This is a genomic window from Rarobacter incanus, assembly GCF_006715765.1.
Lineage (GTDB): Bacteria > Actinomycetota > Actinomycetes > Actinomycetales > Cellulomonadaceae > Rarobacter > Rarobacter incanus.
In genome coordinates this window covers 1,909,809-1,928,875 of the sequence record NZ_VFNV01000001.1, presented here as the reverse complement: position 1 = coordinate 1,928,875, position 19,067 = coordinate 1,909,809, and the positions used below count along the sequence as shown (strand labels likewise).

Annotated in this window: 21 protein-coding genes; 9 read left to right on the top strand and 12 right to left on the bottom strand. The window is 64.9% G+C overall.

Annotated features, from left to right (window positions below):
- The first annotated feature begins 53 nt into the window (after nucleotides 1-53).
- Nucleotides 54-599, top strand: coding sequence for a YceI family protein (locus FB389_RS07995; protein ID WP_142112563.1), 546 nt, complete (start codon nucleotides 54-56; stop codon nucleotides 597-599).
- 188 nt (nucleotides 600-787) lie between these two features.
- Here the strand turns inward: FB389_RS07995 and FB389_RS07990 are convergent, their stop codons facing one another.
- The gene (locus tag FB389_RS07990) at nucleotides 788-1,108 is read right to left on the bottom strand and encodes a glutaredoxin family protein (protein WP_142112561.1); all 321 of its coding nucleotides are present in this window, start codon (nucleotides 1,106-1,108) and stop codon (nucleotides 788-790) included.
- Nucleotides 1,109-1,143: 35 nt separating this feature from the next.
- Between FB389_RS07990 and FB389_RS07985 the strand changes: the two genes are divergently transcribed.
- Both FB389_RS07985 and FB389_RS10855 read left to right on the top strand, forming a co-directional pair.
- Complete coding sequence (locus tag FB389_RS07985) at nucleotides 1,144-1,941, top strand: HAD family hydrolase (RefSeq protein WP_142112559.1); 798 nt, start codon at nucleotides 1,144-1,146, stop codon at nucleotides 1,939-1,941.
- Between the two features lie 124 nt (nucleotides 1,942-2,065).
- Nucleotides 2,066-2,194: a hypothetical protein gene (locus FB389_RS10855; protein WP_281282033.1), complete on the top strand. Its 129-nt coding sequence runs from the start codon at nucleotides 2,066-2,068 to the stop codon at nucleotides 2,192-2,194.
- An 87-nt stretch (nucleotides 2,195-2,281) separates the two neighbouring features.
- Here FB389_RS10855 and FB389_RS07980 read toward each other — a convergent pair whose 3' ends face one another.
- The 3 genes from FB389_RS07980 to FB389_RS07970 form a co-directional block, all read right to left on the bottom strand.
- Entirely contained in the window at nucleotides 2,282-2,380 is a 99-nt protein-coding gene (locus tag FB389_RS07980) for a 30S ribosomal protein bS22 (RefSeq protein ID WP_003792170.1), read from the bottom strand.
- A gap of 114 nt (nucleotides 2,381-2,494) precedes the next feature.
- Nucleotides 2,495-2,701, bottom strand: a complete 207-nt coding sequence (locus FB389_RS07975; protein WP_142112557.1) for a helix-turn-helix domain-containing protein — start codon at nucleotides 2,699-2,701, stop codon at nucleotides 2,495-2,497.
- 154 nt (nucleotides 2,702-2,855) lie between these two features.
- A complete protein-coding gene (locus FB389_RS07970; RefSeq protein WP_142112555.1) occupies nucleotides 2,856-4,037 on the bottom strand; it encodes an arginase family protein in 1,182 nt (393 codons plus the stop codon).
- A gap of 121 nt (nucleotides 4,038-4,158) precedes the next feature.
- Here FB389_RS07970 and FB389_RS07965 point away from each other — a divergent pair, with 121 nt between their 5' ends.
- Nucleotides 4,159-5,550, top strand: coding sequence for a TrkH family potassium uptake protein (locus FB389_RS07965; RefSeq protein ID WP_142112553.1), 1,392 nt, complete (start codon nucleotides 4,159-4,161; stop codon nucleotides 5,548-5,550).
- A complete protein-coding gene (locus FB389_RS07960; RefSeq protein WP_142112551.1) occupies nucleotides 5,543-6,241 on the top strand; it encodes a potassium channel family protein in 699 nt (232 codons plus the stop codon). Before FB389_RS07965 ends, FB389_RS07960 begins: the two co-directional genes overlap by 8 nt.
- Nucleotides 6,242-6,332: 91 nt before the next feature.
- Here FB389_RS07960 and FB389_RS07955 read toward each other — a convergent pair whose 3' ends face one another.
- The 3 genes from FB389_RS07955 to FB389_RS07945 form a co-directional block, all read right to left on the bottom strand.
- Nucleotides 6,333-7,178, bottom strand: a complete 846-nt coding sequence (locus FB389_RS07955; protein WP_142112549.1) for a hypothetical protein — start codon at nucleotides 7,176-7,178, stop codon at nucleotides 6,333-6,335.
- 448 nt (nucleotides 7,179-7,626) lie between these two features.
- Complete coding sequence (locus FB389_RS10600; RefSeq protein WP_281282049.1) at nucleotides 7,627-9,759, bottom strand: carbohydrate-binding domain-containing protein; 2,133 nt, start codon at nucleotides 9,757-9,759, stop codon at nucleotides 7,627-7,629.
- Between the two features lie 9 nt (nucleotides 9,760-9,768).
- Entirely contained in the window at nucleotides 9,769-9,954 is a 186-nt protein-coding gene (locus tag FB389_RS07945; protein WP_142112545.1) for a hypothetical protein, read from the bottom strand.
- A 166-nt stretch (nucleotides 9,955-10,120) separates the two neighbouring features.
- Between FB389_RS07945 and radA the strand changes: the two genes are divergently transcribed.
- Both radA and disA read left to right on the top strand, forming a co-directional pair.
- Nucleotides 10,121-11,518 carry a DNA repair protein RadA gene (radA, locus tag FB389_RS07940; protein WP_142112543.1) on the top strand — a complete coding sequence of 466 codons (1,398 nt, stop codon included), beginning with the start codon at nucleotides 10,121-10,123 and terminating at the stop codon, nucleotides 11,516-11,518.
- 24 nt (nucleotides 11,519-11,542) lie between these two features.
- A complete protein-coding gene (gene disA / locus FB389_RS07935) occupies nucleotides 11,543-12,628 on the top strand; it encodes a DNA integrity scanning diadenylate cyclase DisA (RefSeq protein ID WP_142112541.1) in 1,086 nt (361 codons plus the stop codon).
- A gap of 93 nt (nucleotides 12,629-12,721) precedes the next feature.
- Here the strand turns inward: disA and FB389_RS07930 are convergent, their stop codons facing one another.
- The 4 genes from FB389_RS07930 to FB389_RS10730 all read right to left on the bottom strand — a co-directional run bounded on the left by FB389_RS07930 (nucleotide 12,722) and on the right by FB389_RS10730 (nucleotide 16,882).
- Nucleotides 12,722-13,411 (bottom strand): hypothetical protein, encoded by a 690-nt coding sequence (locus FB389_RS07930; RefSeq protein ID WP_142112540.1) that lies wholly within the window; start codon nucleotides 13,409-13,411, stop codon nucleotides 12,722-12,724.
- 225 nt (nucleotides 13,412-13,636) lie between these two features.
- Complete coding sequence (locus FB389_RS10930; RefSeq protein WP_342776033.1) at nucleotides 13,637-14,845, bottom strand: S8 family serine peptidase; 1,209 nt, start codon at nucleotides 14,843-14,845, stop codon at nucleotides 13,637-13,639.
- A complete protein-coding gene (locus FB389_RS10925; RefSeq protein ID WP_142112536.1) occupies nucleotides 14,842-16,044 on the bottom strand; it encodes a S8 family serine peptidase in 1,203 nt (400 codons plus the stop codon). The genes FB389_RS10930 and FB389_RS10925 overlap by 4 nt, the downstream gene beginning before the upstream one ends.
- 271 nt (nucleotides 16,045-16,315) lie before the next feature.
- Nucleotides 16,316-16,882: a hypothetical protein gene (locus FB389_RS10730; protein WP_246043590.1), complete on the bottom strand. Its 567-nt coding sequence runs from the start codon at nucleotides 16,880-16,882 to the stop codon at nucleotides 16,316-16,318.
- 141 nt (nucleotides 16,883-17,023) lie between these two features.
- Here FB389_RS10730 and FB389_RS10725 point away from each other — a divergent pair, with 141 nt between their 5' ends.
- A complete protein-coding gene (locus tag FB389_RS10725; protein WP_246043589.1) occupies nucleotides 17,024-17,908 on the top strand; it encodes an HhH-GPD family protein in 885 nt (294 codons plus the stop codon).
- 26 nt (nucleotides 17,909-17,934) lie between these two features.
- Here FB389_RS10725 and FB389_RS07910 read toward each other — a convergent pair whose 3' ends face one another.
- Nucleotides 17,935-18,453 (bottom strand): amino-acid N-acetyltransferase, encoded by a 519-nt coding sequence (locus tag FB389_RS07910; protein WP_142113686.1) that lies wholly within the window; start codon nucleotides 18,451-18,453, stop codon nucleotides 17,935-17,937.
- A 139-nt stretch (nucleotides 18,454-18,592) separates the two neighbouring features.
- On the opposite strand from FB389_RS07910, the gene FB389_RS07905 reads away from it, so the two are divergent.
- A complete protein-coding gene (locus FB389_RS07905) occupies nucleotides 18,593-19,066 on the top strand; it encodes a tRNA (cytidine(34)-2'-O)-methyltransferase (protein ID WP_142112532.1) in 474 nt (157 codons plus the stop codon).
- The last annotated feature ends 1 nt before the right edge of the window (nucleotide 19,067 follow it).

Sequence of the window (19,067 nt, the reverse complement as noted above, 5' to 3'; positions counted from 1 at the left end):
ACTCGACCAGCTTGCCAGCATCGTTTCATTCACAAGATCCCAGGAGGAGCATCATGACGGCACTACCCACGGGCCTCAAGCCCGGCACCTACGCAATCGACCCATCGCACTCGACCGCCGCATTCATCGTCCGCCACGCCGGCATTTCGAAGGTGCGCGGTTCGATCGCCGTCACCGAGGGCTCGATCACGATTGGCGACGACGTCGAGTCGTCGACCGTCTCTGCAACGCTCGACGCCGCCAGCGTCGACACCGGCTCCAAGCAACGCGACGAGCACCTGGTCAGCCCCGATTTTTGGGACGCCGCCAAGAACCCGACATGGACCTTCGTGACCACCTCGGTCGTCGCGAACGGCGATGGGTTCGACATCACCGGGGACCTGACCCTCAACGGCGTCACCAAGCCGGTAACACTCGCAACCGAATACACGGGCACTGCCCAGGACCCGTTCGGCAACGTCCGGGTCGGATTCGAGGCCACCACGCAGTTCTCGCGCAAGGAATTTGACCTGACGTGGAACGCCGCACTGGAAACCGGCGGCGTGCTTGTTTCGGACAACGTAAAGATCGAATTGGACGTGTCGGCCATCGCGGCATGAGCCAAACGGCCCGGTGCCCGGGCCGCAAAACCCGGCACAATTGAAGACACCATCTGCAGAACTCCCCGCCCGGTAGCGACATGGGGCTACCGTGCTGAAATTGGGCCCGCCAGGCAGCACCCCCGCCTGGCGGGCCCTTCTTCGCGCGCGGCGCGGCGGCCAAGGCGGCCTCGTCGGTACAAATCAACCTACGCGCGCAAGCGCCGCCCCCCGCCGCCCAGCGCCGCCCGCAGGCGGTCGACATCGATCGTAAAAATCCCCTGCACCGCGCCGTCGACGATCACGACCGGGACGCTGTGCGCCCAGCGTTGCCGCAGTTCGTGGAGTTCGCCTTCGGCGAGCCACTGGGAATGCTCGCCGTCGTCACCATGCGTCACGGCGCGCCCGAAGGCGATGTCGATGACCCGCCAAGCAACCGCCATCTCGGCACAGACCTTTTCCACAACCGCCGCCGCGGGACCACACAGCGAACACCCCTGTGTCACGATGAGTTCAACTGGAGTATCCATGGGTAGGGTGACCCTTCCGCGATAGAGTGGGGTGGATGAGCCCCACGACAGCTTCGACGCCGGTGACCGCCGCGTTCTTTGACGTGGACAATACCGTGATCCGGGGTGCTAGCTCCTTTCACCTCGCACGCGCGCTCCTGGACCGCGGATTCTTCCGCAAGCGGGACCTGCTTCGATTCGCGATCCACCAGGCCCGCTACCTCACATTCGGGGAAAACAAGAAGCAAATCGCGCAGGTGCGCGCCGAGGCCCTCGAAATCATGAAGGGGCACCTGGTGGCCGAGGTCGTCGCCATCGGCGAAGAGGTCTACGACGAAGTCCTGGCGCTGCGCATCTACCCCGGCGCGCTGAAGCTCATCAACGACCACCTGGCCCGCGGCCACGAGGTGTGGCTCGTCAGCGCCACGCCCATCGAAATCGGCGAATTGATCGCGCGCAGGCTCGGCGCAACCGGGGCCCTGGGAACGATTGCCGAACACAAGGACGGCAAGTACACCGGGCGGCTGGTCGGCGACATGATGCATGGCGAGGCGAAGGCACTCGGCGTCGAGGCGCTGGCCGCCGACCGCGACATTTCACTCGGCGATTCCTACGCGTACGGCGATTCCATGAACGATCTGCCGCTGCTCTGCGCGGTCGGCCACGCTTGCGCCATCAACCCCGACCCACGCCTGCGGCGGCACGCCAAGACGGTGGGGTGGCCGATTCGCGACTTCCGCTCACGCAGGCTCGTCAACCGCAGAACCGTCAAGACCGCATCCGCGGCCGGCGCGCTCTGGGCGGCGATCGTGACCGTTCGCACGATTTTGCGCCGACGAGGGCTCCGTCGCTGACCCTGCCGCCCCACACCGGCGCGCACTGCCATCGGCTCGACCAGCGAGATGCACGCGCCGCTAGGGTGTCTGAATGGTGGCCCGCCCCTTGGCCGCCAGATGCCGCGGGCCTACCGTCGGTGAGGTGACCCCAACGATCGCTGCCTTGTTAGTGCTCGCCCTCATCCTCGCAACCACGGGGATCGGCTTGGCGCTGCAACACCGCGGTGCGAAGGTGCGAGCGGACGGCCGCGGCGGTGCGAGGAGCCAGTGACGAACGGCGGTGAGAGCGGCCGGTGACGGCGGGCCCGCCGCCCCGAAAAAGTTCAGGGGCCCGGCGACAGCCGGGCCCCTGAGGCGCTCACTTCTTGTTGCGGCGCTGGTGACGAGTCTTCCGCAGCAACTTGCGGTGCTTCTTCTTCGCCATGCGCTTGCGACGCTTCTTGATTACGGAACCCATGGGCTCACTCCTTGTGCCACTGATGGAAACTGGTCAACTACCGTGGGCGGGTGCCTGGCAGCAAAGTCCGTCTTTCAGCCTACCTGGTTTCGGGCTGGGATGAAAAACGTAGGGTTACGAAGTCGCGCGATCGACGTCGTAGAAGGCCGAATTCAGGTACTCGTTGAGCGCTTGCTGCGGCACGCGAAAGGACTTGCCGACGCGGACGGCCGGCAGCTCTCCAGAATGCACCAACCGGTACACCGTCATCTTTGACACGCGCATGCGTTCGGCCACCTCGGCTACGGTGAGGAACGCGGCGGCGGGCGTGTCGCTGGGCATCGGTTTCACTCCTGGGGCAACGGCTTGCCGCACATCTCTTGCGGCACTATTGCCAATAGTAGAGCCAAACACGTGACTGAGGAAACTGAAGGTGCCACTGTGATTTCTTTGACATAACGCACGTACTCGCCATTGCACGGGCGGCCTCGCGCGCCTACCCGTAGCTGACGTCGACGCCCATCTCCGCGAGCGCCAGCGCGCGCGTGGCACGGATCGCCCGGTCTGTGGCGCTCTCGGGGTCGAATCCGCCCAGCCAGGGCCGCCAGGTGTCGCCGCCGTCCGCCCATCCCAGATTCGCGGGCGCATCGCGGACCCCCAAAGAAGCCGCCGTATCGAGCCACCGCTGCGGGGTCGGCTGGTCCGTGTCCAGGGGTTGGTGCGCCGCCACCGCAACCAGGTGCGTCCAGGACAGCGGCACGACCCACGACACCTCGTAGCCTCCCCCGCCCAGCGCGATCCACCTGCCCGCGCTGAACCGGTGCGCCCATTCGTGCGCCATGATAGCGGCGCGCCGCAGTGCCGGCACGCCCACCCGCAAACCCGCCAGCGGGTCCGCCGCGTGCGCGTCGCAGCCGTGCTGGGTGACCACAACGTCTGGAGCAAAGGCCGCGAGGGCATCGGGAACAACGGCGTCGATCGCGCGCAGCCACGCGGCGGATCCGGTCCCGGTCGGCAGCGCCAGGTTGACGGCGGTGCCAGGGGCGGCGGGCCCCCCGGTCTCGCCCGCGTTGCCGGAGTAGGGAAAGATCCCCTGCTCGTGGACGGAGATTGTGAGGACGCGGGCCTCGTCCCAAAAAATCTGTTGCACGCCGTCGCCGTGGTGCGCATCAAAATCTATGTAGGCCACCCGGCGCGCACCGTGGGTCAGCAGCCATCGGATCGCCAGCGCCGCATCGTTGTAGATACAAAAGCCGGCGGCCGCGTCGCCGCGCGCGTGATGCATGCCGCCCGCCAGGTTGATGGCGTGCATCGCACCGCCTCCCCACACGCTCGCGGCCGCGGCGACCGATCCGGCGGCAACCAGCGCCGCCGCCTGGTCCAGGAACGGGGCGAGCGGAATGTCGGTCGTACCCAGGCCCAGGGCCGGGTTGGCGATGCCCGCGGCCGCCAGCCGCACCGCGTCGATGTACGCGGGCGTGTGCACGGCGGCCAGCGCCGCCGCGTCCAGGAGGTGCGGCTCGATGACCTTGACCTGCGCAAGGTCGAAAAGCCCGAGCGCGTGGGCCAGTCGCATTGTCAGGTCGAGCCGGGTCGGGTTGAGGGGGTGCTCGTCGGTGAATTTGTATTGTAAGAAATCGTCACTCCAGGCGACGGCAAGAACCGGCAACTCTTCCATGGTGCGCCCCCTTATGCGGCACTGCGACGCGCCCAGAAGCGACGCGAGTGATCCCACGCTATTAGGATTGGGCGGCGGATGCGATAGTTTCGGTGAGATACCAAAGCGGAGAGGAGACCGCATGACGCTGCGCGAACGCCTGTCGCCGGAGCGCGCACGCGACCTCATCGACCGCGTCGCGCGGCAATCCCCCGCCCGGCTTGCCATTTTCGCGTTCGCCGGCGTGATCGGCGTCTTCACGCTCCTGCTCATGCTCCCCGCGGCCACGGCATCGGGGCGCCCGGCGCCTCCTGTCACGGCACTTTTCACCGCGACCTCGGCGGTCTCCGTCACGGGGCTGACCGTCGTTCCGACGGGCACCTACTGGTCGACGTTCGGGCACGTCGTGTTGCTGTTCGGCATGAAGGTCGGCGGCCTTGGCGTGATGACGCTCGCCTCGATCCTGGGTCTTGCCGTTTCGCGGCGGATTGGGTTGACGCAAAAACTGATCGCCGCTTCGGAAACAAAGACCACGAAGTTGGGCGAGGTCGGCTCCCTCATCCAGGTGGTCATCGTGACCTCGACCAGCCTGGAGATCGCGCTTGCCCTGATTTTGACGCCCCGCTTCGTCATGCTCAACGAGACCTTCGGTTCAGCCCTGTGGCACTCCCTTTTCTACGCGATAAGCGCTTTCAACAACGCCGGATTCGTGCCGACCGCCGACGGTTTGGCGACGCACGCCGGGGACTGGCTGCTGCTGATCCCGATCGCGGTCGGGGTATTTGTCGGTTCGCTGGGCTTCCCCGTGATCTTGAACATTTGGCGCACGTGGCGGCATTCGCGGTTCCGTCGCCTGGCGCGCCTTTCGCTGCACACAAAGCTCACCCTGGTGACGTCTTTGACCCTGGTCGTGATCGGCACGGCGCTGTTCCTGGCGACGGAGTGGTCGAACTCCGGCACGATCGGCGACTATTCGGTCGGCGCCAAGGCCCTGAATTCGTTCATGATGGGTGTGATGCCGCGTTCGGGCGGGTTCGCCACGTTCGAGATGAGCCAGGCGCACGAAACCACGTGGCTCATCACTGACGCGCTGATGTTTGTCGGGGGTGGCAGTGCGTCGACCGCCGGTGGAATCAAGGTGACGACGTTGGCCGTGATCGTGCTTGCGATTATCGCCGAGGCGCGCGGTGATCGTGATGTTCAGGCATTTGGCCGACGAGTCCCGCGTGACACGCTCCGCCTCGCCGTGGCGGTGGTGTTTATCGGAGCAACCGCCGTGCTGATCGGCTCGCTGCTGTTGTTGCAAATCTCCGGGGATACCCTTGACCGTGTACTGTTCGAGGCGATTTCCGCGTTCGGCACCGTCGGATTCACGTCGGGGCTGTCGGCGGTCTTGCCGGACACGGGACAATACGTTCTGGTCGCGCTCATGTTCCTGGGTCGAACCGGAACCATGACACTAGCGGCGGCCCTGGCGATCCGGGATCGGCGTCGCGTGATCCGACTACCTGAAGAAAGGCCGACCATTGGCTGATCTACACACTCCGTTCCGCGAGGCCGACCGGTCGGGCAAGGGGTCGCGCAGCGGTGTCCTGGTTGTTGGGTTGGGGCGCTTTGGGTCCGCGATCGCAACCACCTTGGACAGGCTGGGTCAGGAAGTCTTGGCCGTCGAACGCAGCCCCGAAATCATCCGCATGTTCGCGGACCGCATCCCGACGGTCGAGGCGGATGCGACCAGTCCCGAGGCCCTGGAACAGTTGGGGGCCCGCGATTTTCCCTTCGTTGTCGTCGGTATCGGTTCCTCCCTGGAGGCTTCCGTGCTGGTCACCGGGAATCTGGTGGACATGGGCACCGCCCAGATTTGGGCTAAGGCGGTGTCCGCCGAACACGGTCGCATTTTGCAGCGGATCGGCGCGCACCACGTCGTGTTCCCCGAGGCGGATGCCGGCGCGCGCGTCGCGCACCTGGTGTCTGGGAAGCTACTGGATTACATCGAGGTCGAGGACGGCTTCACCGTCGTCAAGATGCGTCCGCCGAAGGAAACTCAGGGGTTCACGATCGCGCAGTCAAAGATCCGCACCAAATACGGAGTGACCGTGATCGGAGTCAAATCTCCCGGCGAGGAATTCGTCTACGCCACCCCGGCAACCCGGATTTCGGCTTCCGACCTGCTTATCGTTTCCGGGCACTCCGAGTTGTTAGACAGGTTCGCCGCGCGCCCTTAGCCCTTGGTTGAGGCGCGCCCTGCGCGCGGCAAGTTCATTGCCACCGGGGCCGGGTTTCGAACGGACTTCGGAGTCGGCAGCCTTTCGCGTTTTACAGACCGTAGCCTTCGTAGATGCGTTGCAACTGGTCGGCCGGGCCCGCGAGCTCGACGACGACCGTGTCGTTTGTCCAGATCATCGTCGCCGCCGTGTGGTCCTGCGCCAGCCCTGCTTCGGGGGTGTAGACCTCACCGACTACTTTGCCGTTGACGGTGACATCCGTGCTGGCAGCACCCGCGCCCAGGGCGGAGGAAACCAGGGCCTGCGCGGCCTGGGCAGCATCTTCCGCCGTTTCCCACTGCCCGATCGTGATCGTGATTTCCACACCGTCGATGCCGTCGGCGGTACCCGCGTATGCGGCGTCGTACGCCTCGATGGCCTTGTGCTGTTCCGTCCAGGTCGCGTTTTCTGTCAGCGCCGTCAACGCGAACTGGTTCGCTAGGCCGGGAATCGCCTCAAACAGGGCCGACCCTTCGCCGCGTTCGATCGGTTGGGCCGTGGCGACCGGCGCCTCGGCGGTCACGGTCACGGTTGCGCCGGGCGAGTTTTCCTTGCTGCTGGCCGCGATTGCGATGACAATCGCGGCGATAGCCGCGAGGCCCGCGATGGCGATGAGAATGATTGCCCACAACGGCAAACGTTTGCGCCCGCTCTCGCGCTCGGCCGGTTCGTTTTCCCCTGGTTCGTTTTCGCCATCCTCGGCCGGGCGGGGCAAGACCACCGGCGGAAAACTTGCGGCGTGATCCTGGTCGTCGTCGCGCGCGGTACCCGCGGGGGAATCGGTGGCGCCGCGGGCCTGTGGGAATTCCACCGGCACCGGGGCGGACGCGTGGGAGTCGCGCGGTTCTTCCGCACCGCGCGCGCCATTCACGCGCGGAAAGATCGGTCCGTCACTCATCGTCGTTCCCCTTCGTCTGCGGTTCTGGGGTGAGCCTACCCGTGACCCCCGACACGCACGCGCAGAACTGCGGGTGCGCCGCGGAATTTCGAACGAGGCCGGCTAGATCAGCGTTTTGGGTTCCTTGAGTTGCTGCTTGACTACTTCCATGTGGATCCTCAGTGCTTCCTCCCTTCCCACGCGTTCTCCCCGAACGCTGGCAGATCCCGGAAGAACATCTCGTCCATCACCACTTCCTCGGCCTGGCTGATCGCCGCAGTGAAATTGTTCTTCTTGCGGGACTTCGTATCGGCTCCTTGGAATGGCGTTCGTACCCACCACCACGCGAAACGATCTTGCGTCCCACCAATAGTGGGCCACGCGGGGCTATATATCGGCCACCGTGCGGGTGCGAACGCCGCCTAAACCCATCCAATGTCCACCGTTTTCTTGACAGTCCTCCCCCGGGCTACTTCAAGGTGAGCGTAACCCGCGATGCCTTCGCCGCCTTGACGCTCTTCTTGAACTTCGACGAGCCGAGGTATCGCACTTTCAGTACGGCCTTGCCCTTCTTGGCGCTCTTCGGAATCTTGACTTTGACAGTGACAGTCCCCGATTTACCGACCTTTACGGTCTTGATCTTCTTGCCGCCAAGAACGATCCTCACCTTGCCGGTCGGAGTGCCCGTGGACGCGGTCAAACGGATTGTGACCCTGATTTTCTTCCCACGCTTCACTTTCTTTTTCGAAACCTTGACCTTGGCGCGCGATTTGATTTTCGCGCACGAGGCAACCGCGTCGCTTTGTGTGCCTCCAGTTTGCGACCCGTCACCAGTGCCAGTGCCCGACCCGTCACCAGTGCCAGAACCCGACCCGTCACCAGTGCCAGTGCCCGACCCGTCACCGGTGCCGGACCCGTCACCCGCATCCGAACCACCCTCGGCGCTACAAGCAGCAACGCTAGATACGCCCGGATCCGTGGAGTCGCTGGCACCGGGGGCCGTCGTTCCCGACCCCGGAGCCGTGCCACCTGGCGTTCCCGATCCAGGACCCCCGCTTCCCGGCCCACCGGACCCCGGCCCGCCGGACCCGGAACCACCCGATGCTGTCGACTGCCCGGCCGTTACGGTCGCAAGGGTCGTTGTGCCAGTTGTTCCTGCTTGCGCTAAGCCACCCACCGTCGTGCACGTGGCACCGGCGCCCGAGCTAACTATGTATTGCTCCCCATTGACAATCTCACTGGATGCATAGATGACCGCGGCGAACGCTTTCGGCGCAACGTACGACGCAAGCCAAGTCCCGTCCGCCTTCGATATCGAGATTACGGCTCCGGCGTTCTGTGAAGTGAAGGTTCCCGCCAACCACCCAGACTTGGACGAAGCGCTCGGGGTCTGCACCATGCCGAAGCTTCCAACGGCCAGCACTGTGCCGCCATCAATAAGCATCGTTCCATCGGAATCTAGCGGGCTGTTGTCGCTCCCGGTCGGCCCAGCGACGACAACGGTTCCCCCGGAAATGGTCAGGGACCCGTTCGAATCCAGCCCATCTCCTTGCGCATTGACGGCGACCGACCCACCCGTGATGTCGAGCGTGAGGGGGGTGATGGTATCGCTGGCCGCGTTGATTCCGTCGTCGTTGGACGTGATGTTGGTTGTTCCCCCCGCGATGAGGACCGCGGCGGCCTCCAGCCCCTCCTCGCTCTTGGTGATGGTGATGGTGCCCTCGTTCACCTCCAATCGCACGTCGGCGTGCACCCCATCATCACCACTGGCGAGGCTATAGTCGCCACCGTTCAGGTAGATTTCACCGTTTGAGTGGATGGCGTCATCGGCCGCATCGACGTGAATTGTTCCGCCGGAGATGACGGTCACTGCGCTGGATTTCAGGCCCTTTGCGGAAACATCCTCTCCGAGCGCGGCCGCAGCCGCCGCCCCACCGGCCGTGCTGACGTCCAGCGTTCCCCCGCTGACGAGCAGATCCGTTTCCGCCTGAATTCCGTCGTTGCCGGCTGTCAGGCGCAGGTCGCCCCCACTGATCAGCACGTATCCTTTTGTGACATCGGAATCATTTGAAGACTTGAGCGCATCCGCAACCGCCGTGACTTGAACTTTGCCGTCTCGCACGACCAGATAGTCCTTGCCGCGAATTCCGTCGTCCGCGCCCGTCGCCGTCAGATCCGCGCCGTCGATGACCAAACCGGCAGTACTGCGAATCGCCTCGCCGGTCTTGCCCGTCACCGTGATGTTTCCAGATCCTCCAACGATCGTGTCGATTTTTGACACGATCGCGGCGTTCTGGCTTCCGCCTTGGGCGTCGGAAATCGCGTTGGTGGAGCCGGCGGCGGCGATCAACACGAACTTGCTTGCGGCCACGGCGTTGATCGCGGCACCAGCAGCACTATCTATCGTTGCGTTGTTAAGAATAATTCGGACGAGTTCACTGCCCGCACTGATTTCCAGGCGCCCCGACAGGGAACCGCTTAGTCGGTAGGTGCCCCCGGCGGAAATGGTGACAACGCCCTCGTTGACTGCGACGTTGGGCGAAGTTGTCGTGACGGTCGTATCTGCGAGCGCTACGTCGGCGACGGAGGCCTCGTCCCACAGCAGGTCGCCCTACGCTTCGTTAATCGGCGCGTTGGCCGCCATGACGGTATCGATGTCGACCGTTGCGGCGAGTGCGCTCGGCGCCGCCGCCATGCCACCGGCCGCGCACATGGCCGCCACTGCGCATATACCAATGGGGCGTTTGCCCCAACTTCCGATCCTGGTCGGCGCGGACTTTCGCTTTCCTTGCTTCATACGACACTCCATTGTTCGTGATTTGCTCAACCTTCTCCCATAGGATTCCGGGTCCAACCGTGCGTAGCGTTGGACAACGCTGTCAATTTGCTGTGTAGACGCCCATCGCAGCGGTTTGGAAAACCCACAGGGGCGCGTTGTCAGACGGTCACGCTAGTTTGTTCGTATGTCAGCGACAACCAAAAGAGCGGGATCAACGAAGGCGGCACGCCCAGAATTCGAATGCTCCGAATGCGGTTGGCGAACCGTGAAGTGGGTCGGCCGATGCGGGGAATGCCAGCAGTGGGGCACCGTGCGTGAAGCGAGCGCTCCGACGGGCCCCAAAACGACCGCCGTCAAGCCGCCTGCCGATAGCGCGCTACCGATCTCGAAGGTGCCTGCCGAGGGCGCGGCGGCCTTCAGCGTCGGCGCGCCGGAATTCGACCGCGTCCTTGGGGGCGGGTTGGTGGCCGGGGCCGTCGTCTTGGTCGCGGGGGAACCTGGAATCGGCAAGTCGACACTGCTTTTGGATGTCGCCGGGCGCGTCGCACACGCCGGCCGCACCGCTTTATACATCACCGCCGAAGAGTCGGCGGCCCAGGTCAGACTCAGGGCCGACAGGATCGGGGCACTGCAAGACAGGTTGCTCCTGGCCGCGGAAACGGATCTGGCGACAGTCCTGGGACACATCGAAAACGTTGGTCCCGATTTGGTGATAATCGATTCCGTGCAAACGATCGCGTCGGCGCAAGTCGATGGGGCCGCCGGAAACATCTCGCAGGTCAAAGAGGTCGCGGCGGCGATCATAGCCGCCGCGAAATCCCGCGCAATGCCGGTTCTCTTGGTCGGCCACGTCACCAAGGACGGATCGGTTGCAGGCCCCAGGACCCTGGAGCACCTGGTCGACGTCGTATGCCAATTCGAGGGCGACCGGCACACGCAACTGCGCCTGGTGCGCGCGGTCAAGAACCGTTACGGCGCAACCGATGAGGTCGGTTGCTTCGAGCTGACCGACACCGGCATCGATTCGCTTTCCGACCCTTCGAAGCTGTTCCTCTCGCGCAGCGCCGGCCAAGTCGCAGGAACCTGCATCACCGTCTCCGTCGAGGGAACACGGCCGCTGGTGACGGAGATCCAAGCCCTCACTTCCGCCACAACGGCATCGAACCCGCGCCGCACGACCTCGGGCGTCGACGTCTCGCGACTCGCCATGAACCTTGCGGTTCTGGATCGTCACGTCTTCAAGGAGGCGCTGCGCAGCAGCGACGTGTACGTTTCAACCGTCGGTGGCGCACGCGCCGCGGAACCCGCCAGCGACCTACCCATTGCGCTGGCCATCGCCTCATCGATGTCGAACCGGCCGTTGCGGGCCTCCCTCGTCGCATTCGGCGAGGTGGCGCTGTCGGGGGACCTGCGCCCCGTCGCCGGCATGCAGCGGCGCCTAAGCGAAGCGGCACGATTGGGCTTTCGCCGGGCCATCGTTCCGAGCGGTTCGGTCAGCGGGGTAAAGGCAAGCATTCGTGACGTGCTGCAGATCATCGAGGCAGACACCATTTCCGATGCCGTGAATTCGGCATTCTCATAGGTTCCTGACGCTAGGATTCATGTTGTGGCTTCCACCCTTGATCACCATGACCAGTTGCTGCTAGAAACGCTTGCGGCAGTAGCGCCCGGAACCGAGCTGCGCGATGGGCTTGAACGCATCCTGCGCGGGCGCACCGGCGCGCTCATTGTTCTCGGGATGGACTCAGTAGTCGAAGAAATCTCGTCCGGCGGCTTCGTTTTGGACGTTCCATTTTCGGCAACCCGCCTTCGTGAACTGTGCAAGATGGACGGCGCCGTCGTCTTCGATCCCGTCACAAACCGGATCGTGCGAGCCGCCGTCCAGCTGCTACCGGATCCGAGCATCGAGACGACCGAATCCGGCACCCGGCACCGCACGGCCGAACGGGTCGCCAAGCAGACGGGTTTTCCGGTGATCTCGGTGAGCCAGTCCATGCGCATCATCGCCGTCTATGTCGGGCAGGCCCGGCACGTGCTCGATGACACCGACACGATCCTGGCGCGCGCGAATCAGGCGTTGCAGACTCTCGAACGCTACCGCGCGCGGCTCGACGAGGTGGCGGGGACGCTTTCCGCGCTCGAGATTGAGGACCTGGTCACGGCCCGCGACGTGTGCGTAGTGGTGCAGCGTCTGGAGATGGTCCGCCGAATTTCCGACGAGATCAACGGCTACGTCGTCGAACTAGGAACCGACGGGCGATTGCTCACCTTGCAACTGGACGAGCTCATTTCGGGGGTTTCGACCGACCGCGAGGCCGTCATCCGAGACTACGTCGATCTGGCTCCCGCGGACCGTTCGGTCGACACGGTGCTGGCGGACTTGGATACGCTGACGTCGTCCCAGCTGCTGGATCTGGCCTTGGTGGGCCGGGTGCTCGGCCTACCGGGTGGGGGCGAGGCCCTCGACGCTGCCGTCGCCCCACACGGTTACCGGCTGCTCTCCCGCGTGCCCCGTCTCCCGGCCACCGTCACCGATCGCCTCGTCAATCATTTCGGCGGCCTACAGAAGCTGCTCGCCGCCTCCGTTGATGAGCTCATGGCCGTCGACGGCGTTGGGGAGCATCGCGCCCGCGCAGTGCGCGAGGGCCTGTCCCGGCTGGCGGAGTCTTCGATACTGGAGCGCTACGTCTGACGAAGGCGGCCCGCTAATCCCCGGCGCCGCCCGGAGCCGCCGAAATAGGTGTGGCCCGGGGGCTACCCCACGACAACGGGTGTGCCCCAGGGGCTACCCTACGACAACGGGTGTGCCCCAACGGGCACACACCAAGCCGCAGCAAACCGTCTGCGCGAAAACACGCCGAAGGGTACGGATCGTGACCTTCGCCTTTTTCGCGGCCGCCGCGGTCGCGGTACCCAGGAATTTCACCCTGATCTTTGTCTTCGACGAGCGCACGATCTTGATCCGCAGAACGCGCTTGCCCTTCTTCAGCTTGTAGGTTTTCGTCTTCTTTCCCGTGACCTGCACGCGGATCTTCCCACCAACAACACGCTTCTTTCCAACGGTGACGGTGATACGCACCTTCACCTTCTTGCCACGGTGAACCTTCTTCTTAGAAACCTTGACTTTCACCTTGGCCTTATTCTTGCCCGCTGCCGATGGCGAGGATCCAGCATTCGTCGAATCCCCCGACGTTGCACCGCTCCCGGTCGTCCCGCCAGCGGAGTTACCCCCGGTGTTACCCCCGGTATTGCCGCTTCCGCTGCCCCCCGCACCGGAACCGTCCGAAGCCGCAGGAACCGCGACCGGCTGCGAGGTTTGCGAGCCGGTGAGCCCATCGCGCGTGACCTCAACGCGGACAGATATCTGGCTTCCCTGGTCTTGTTCGCCGATTGTGTAGGCCTGCCCGTCGGCGCCGGGGATCTCGTCCCCATCTCTGAGCCAGGCGTACGTGATTGTCGAGCCGTCTCCATCCACCCAGGTCCCGGGGACGCCGTCACGGTGCCGCCAACCAAGACCTCGCCGCCAACGGCGGGAGGCTGCGTCGCGGTGGGCACTCCGGTGCGAATCACCACCGCATCCGATTGCGCCGTCCCCGTTATCTCGCCGCGCCGCGCCGAGACGCGGATCGAGATCTGGTGACCCACATCGGACTGTTCGACCCGGTATGTCGTGCCGGTAGCCCCAGCGATGACCTGCCCGTCACGCAGCCATTGACGCGATTCGATGGTGATCGCCGCCGCGAACAGCTAGCGCGAAGTAAAGAGTTCCCTTCGATTTATCGGTAAGGCTAGGCGAGTTGGTCGCCGCACCCACCACGTCGATGTCGCTTTGCCGCTTGAGGTTTGCCTTGGGGTCGGTGGAATTGACGTCATCGGTCGCGCCCCATTGGAACGCCATCGTCAACGGCTGGGTCACGCCGGTGCCCGGGTTCCCGATGTCGTAGCCGGTCCCGGTCAAGGCCACCTTGCCGACCAGCGGATCACTGCCGTCGAACATTGGTGCCTGCGCGGTGATCTCGGTTGCCAGCTTCGGGGCGGCGTAGACGCCCAACCGCAAGAACGGGTGGGAGTCCTGGTCGGGGTTGGCGATTTGCAGGTCGAGCATGCCGATTGCCTCGGTCACATACTGCCGGGGCAGTTTGGAACTGCCGTTCGCGATGGAGGTCGTTGTCTTCATCGTGGGATCGATAACGCGGCGCAGCTGCGAGGGGTCCGAAATCGTCAACGTGATGGTGACCTTGGCCGTCTGCTTGGCGGCGACGGTAAAGGTGCTGGGCGAAACGCTGAAGCTCACACCGGGCGCGTCGTAGCGTCCCACGTACTTCGCGTTGAAGGTGTGCCCCGCCGTTCCCTCGTTGTGCACGGTGATGGTCCGCGTTTCGGTCAGCGGCTGCGCGGCCTCCACCACCCCAAACGAGGCGGTCACCAGGTGATCGTTGTCGTCAGAGGCAAGCCACACATCGGAGCGAGCCGCGTCGTAGGCATTAACCATGCCCGTGCCCGTGCGCGACAGCGAATACGAATTGCCCGCGGAATCAAGAACGTCGGTCGAGGCCGTGTTCATCAGGGTCGACTTGAAGCGTAGCGCCGCCGTATCGTCGCCAGTGCGCCAGGACGAGTGCCCGCTCATTTCGATGGCAAGGACCCCGGACGTGACGGGTGCGGACATGGAAGTGCCGCTGGCGCTGGCTGCGTCCGAACCGCTTCCGCTTTTCGCGGAGCGAACGTCGACTCCGACCGCCGTTACGTCCGGCTTGACGCGCTCCTTGAACGATCCGTGGACGCCGCGCGAGCTGAAGTCCGCGATCTGCTTGGACTTGTTCGCCGCCGCGACTGCCACGGTCCGCTCCGACACCGCGGGCGAGGACCCGACATCGACGTAGTCGCCGTCGTTGCCCTGGGAGATCACCGCGACAATTCCAATGGCATTGAGTGCCTCGACGGTCGCTTCTTCGTAGTCGTTGTCCGGGTTGCCGTAGCCCCCGCCAGGGATTCATTTTCGATGTCAATTTTGATGTTGGTCGTCGCGGTGATCTTTGCGACGTGTTCCATCGCCTTCATGGCTAGTCCCGTGCCGGACCCGTCGTCCCCGAAAATCTTGATTCCGTATAGCTTCGCGCGCGGGGCCATGCCCGGGGCAACCTTGAGGGAGGAGAGCTGGCTGGCGTCGCTCACGCGCGAGTAGTCGCGGCTGCCCGGATCGTACGTGGAACCGTTCGAGTTGACTCCCCATCCCGCGATCGAGCCGGCCACGTGCGTCCCGTGGTCGGTGTTGTCCTTGCGGGTAGGGATGGGGTTGTTGTCGGGGTTGTTCCCGGTTCCGTCGGTGCCGTAAAGGTCGATGCCACCGACGACCTTCTCGGTGTTCATCAGGCCCGTTGGCACGGAACCTTTGGCCGCGGCCACTGCTGAATCGTAGGCCGCGGTGGTTCCGGGCCCGCCGAAGTCCGCGTGCGTGTAGTCCAGGCCGGAATCGGCAACGGCAACAACGACGTCTTGCCCCTGGTTCTTCTGCTTCCAGGCCTCGATGGCCCGCACCAGGTCGGAGGTTTGCGCGTTGGACGTCGTGACCGTGCCGGTTGCCGACTTATCGTCGGCGGCTTCCGCGGTTGGTTCCGCGTAGCGCGGCAGCTCCACGATGGTGATGACATCGGAACGCTGGCGCACCTTCTGCAACGCCCCGACCGTGGCGCGCACCGCGATTCCGGGCACGGTGTGCTGCGAGTCGTACATGATTGTCGCGCCAGGGTCCAGCGATCTGACCTTGTCGGCGATTGCGTCGGTAGTCACCTGCGTGGCGGCAGCCTGGGTCTTGGCGCGCGACGCAGCTGCCGACTTGCTGAGCCCCTTGTTCTGTTGCCGTGCCATGGTCACTAGCGCGGACCCGCCCGTGGTTTGGATGAAAACGCTTTGCCGCCCGGACGCATCGTCGAGCCAGTCGGCTTCACCCACCGACTGGGTCCCATCGAAGTCCTGCGATTGCGCCGATTCCTTCGGTTTGAGCGGCTGCGCGGATACGGCATGCGCGGTTGCTCCACCCGCCAAGGATCCGACCATCACGAGGGCGGCGGCCGCGGTTGCGGCAACCCAGGTGGAAACGTTCTTCATGTCTATCTTGACCCCCGGCGCCCACCAGACACGGCGCGTAGTTCCGGAAGTTCCTTGCGGCGGGCGCACCGCAGCGTTGCGGCCGTCACTATGTGCGAGCCTACAACCACCTGCCAACGTTGTCAGGCCTGGGGGTCACAATCGCATTTATTCACAGGTTCGGCGCTGGTGGGCCGCCCGCGGGATCGCGCCGGGTGGCGGGCACTATACTTGCGTGCGCTGGACGCCGCGCGCCTCGTCTCCCGCGGGATCGCGCCGGGTGGCGGGCACTTTACTTGAGGATGAAGGAAACCTCGTCGCTTTTCGCCCCGCTCACGCTCACCTGCGCGCGGTATGTGCCCGCCCGCAGCGCGGGCTGCCCGTCCTTGCACCCCGCCACCGACCGTTCGATCTTCCAGGTGACAGTGTGCGCCTCTTTGGAGCCCTTCGACATCAACAGTTCCTTCGGATCCGCCGATCCGCAATCCGCCGAGGACCACACCTGGTCCGATCCGGACCGGATTGTGAGCACTCGCGAGGTGTCAGAAACGTCGATGAGGCAGTCCGCGTCGGCCGTGGAAGTGATCGAGACCGCGAACGGAACTTTGCCGCCCAGGGCGAACGAATCGCCCTTTGTGGCCAGCGCCACGACCAATCCGTCCGCCGAACAGTTCTGGGGCGCGCCTGTCGCCGCGGCGCTGGTGGCGGCCGCGCTGGGCGATGCCGAGGTGCGCGGCTTCGTGCCGGGCCGCAATGCTCCAATGATGGCACCGATCGCCCACACGAGCAGGGCAACCACGACGATCAGCGCCGTCAACGCGACGGCGCGCCGGCGCCGATACACGGGTTCGTTCCTCACTGTCCGGTCACCTCCATAGCCCAGCGGCCCGGGTCGCGGGCGTTGCGGCTGCCGCCGCGGCGAATTAGTTCCCTTCCACGTTACGGGCGCGGATGCGCGCAGCAATGCGGGCACGCCGACGCATGGCCCATACTGGTCGTTGTGTCGAATGCGGTGGTAGATAGCGTGTGCGAATGGTACGCGGAGCACCAACGCGACCTGCCGTGGCGCGATCCGGCGTGCGGGTCCTGGGGGGTGCTTGTCTCCGAGGTTATGCTGCAACAAACCCCGGTGGTCCGTGTCCTGCCCCGTTGGGAGAAATGGATGCGCCTGTGGCCGACGCCTGCCGCCACTGCGGCCGCATCGACGGCCGATATTTTGCGCGTGTGGGACCGGCTGGGGTATCCGCGCCGCGCGTTGCGGCTAAAGGACTGCGCGACGGCGATAGTGCAACACTTCGATGGGATAGTTCCCAGCGACGAGGCCCGCCTGCGCTCACTGCCCGGTATCGGGGAATACACGGCGGCCGCGGTGGTGGCCTTCGCTTTCCACGGCAGATCCGTGGTCCTGGACACGAACGTGCGCCGGGTCCTGTGCCGGGCGTTCGACGCGCAGGCGCTGCCGGTGCCACACCTGACCCGCGCGGAGCGCGAGCGGGCAGCCGCGCTGGTCCCCGCCGAGCCGCAGCGCGCCGCGCTGTGGGCCGCCGCGAGCATGGAGTTGGGCGCTCTTGTGTGCCAAAAGGCACCGAAATGCGCCGAGTGCCCAATCAAGAGCCGGTGCGCGTGGCAGGCCGCGGGCATGCCACCCGACAAGTTAGCGCACCGCCGCACGGCGCAGGCCTGGCACGGCACCGATCGGCAGGTCCGGGGCCAGATCATGGCGGTACTGCGCGCCAGCCAACACGCCGAACGCGAAGAGCTGCTTGCCGTGGTCAAGGCGCCGCACCCCCAATTCGAACGGGCCCTGGCATCGCTGCTAACCGACAACCTGGTCGTCGAATTCCATGGCGCGGACAACGCACTGGCGTATCGCCTACCGACCTGAGACCTAGCGGCCCAGCGAGAAGTTCGCTATAGCTCGATGAGCATCCGGGTGTTGCCCAGCGTATTCGGTTTGACCCGCGCCAGGTCAAGGAATTCTGCAACGCCATCGTCGTGGGACCGCAACAGTTCCGCGTAGACATCCGGGGTAACCGGGGTCGACTCGATTTCGTGGAACCCTTCCCGCTTGAAGAAGGCGACCTCGAAGGTGAGGCAAAAGACCCGGCTCAAACCCAATTCGCGCGCCCGTTCCAATAGCCCGCGCACCAAGCGCGCCCCGATTCCGCGCCCCTTGCGCAGGGGTGTGACCGCGAGCGTGCGGATTTCGGCCAGGTCGTGCCACATCACATGCAGCGCCCCGCAGCCGACTATCTGGCGGCTCACCACGTCTTCGGCCACGAAGAATTCCTGAATATCTTCGTAGTAGCCAACCAGTTCCTTGGGCAACAAGATACGGTCAACGGCGTAGTCCGCGACCAGCGCATCGATGCCCGGCACATCGCGGGGCAACGCCCTGCGGATCCGCACGCCGTCATCGGGCGGCCGCAATTCGACGGGTTCGGAGGCGGCGCCGGGGCCATTGCCCGACACGACACGAAGTTTGGGCGTTTTTGTCACCCACCAACACTAGCGCCACCCGGCGCGCACCCGCGATAGAGGAACGTGCGGCTTGCGCCACAATAGAGGCATGACAAAGTTGCCCCGCATCGTGTTCTTCGAACCCCGCATACCCCCCAACACGGGCAACGCCATCCGCCTTTCCGCCGTCACGGGCGCGCACCTGGACCTGATCGAACCGCTCGGGTTCGACCTCTCCGAGCCGAAGCTAAGGCGCGCCGGCTTGGACTATCACGACCTCGCTTCGATGACCGTGCACCCGAATTTCGCGGCGTTCCTTGCCACGGTTCCCACCGCGCGCATTTTCGCTTTCACCACGCAGGCAACCACCCGCTACACGGACATCGCGTACAGGCCGACGGACGTTTTGCTATTCGGACCGGAGCCGACCGGGCTACCCGCCGACGTGCTTGCGCACCCGCGCATCACGGAAGAGGTGCGCATCCCCATGCTCGCCCAACGGCGTTCGCTGAACCTCACCTCCTGCGCATCGATTGCGATTTACGAGGCATGGCGCCAGGCCGACTTCGCGGGCGGCGCCTGAG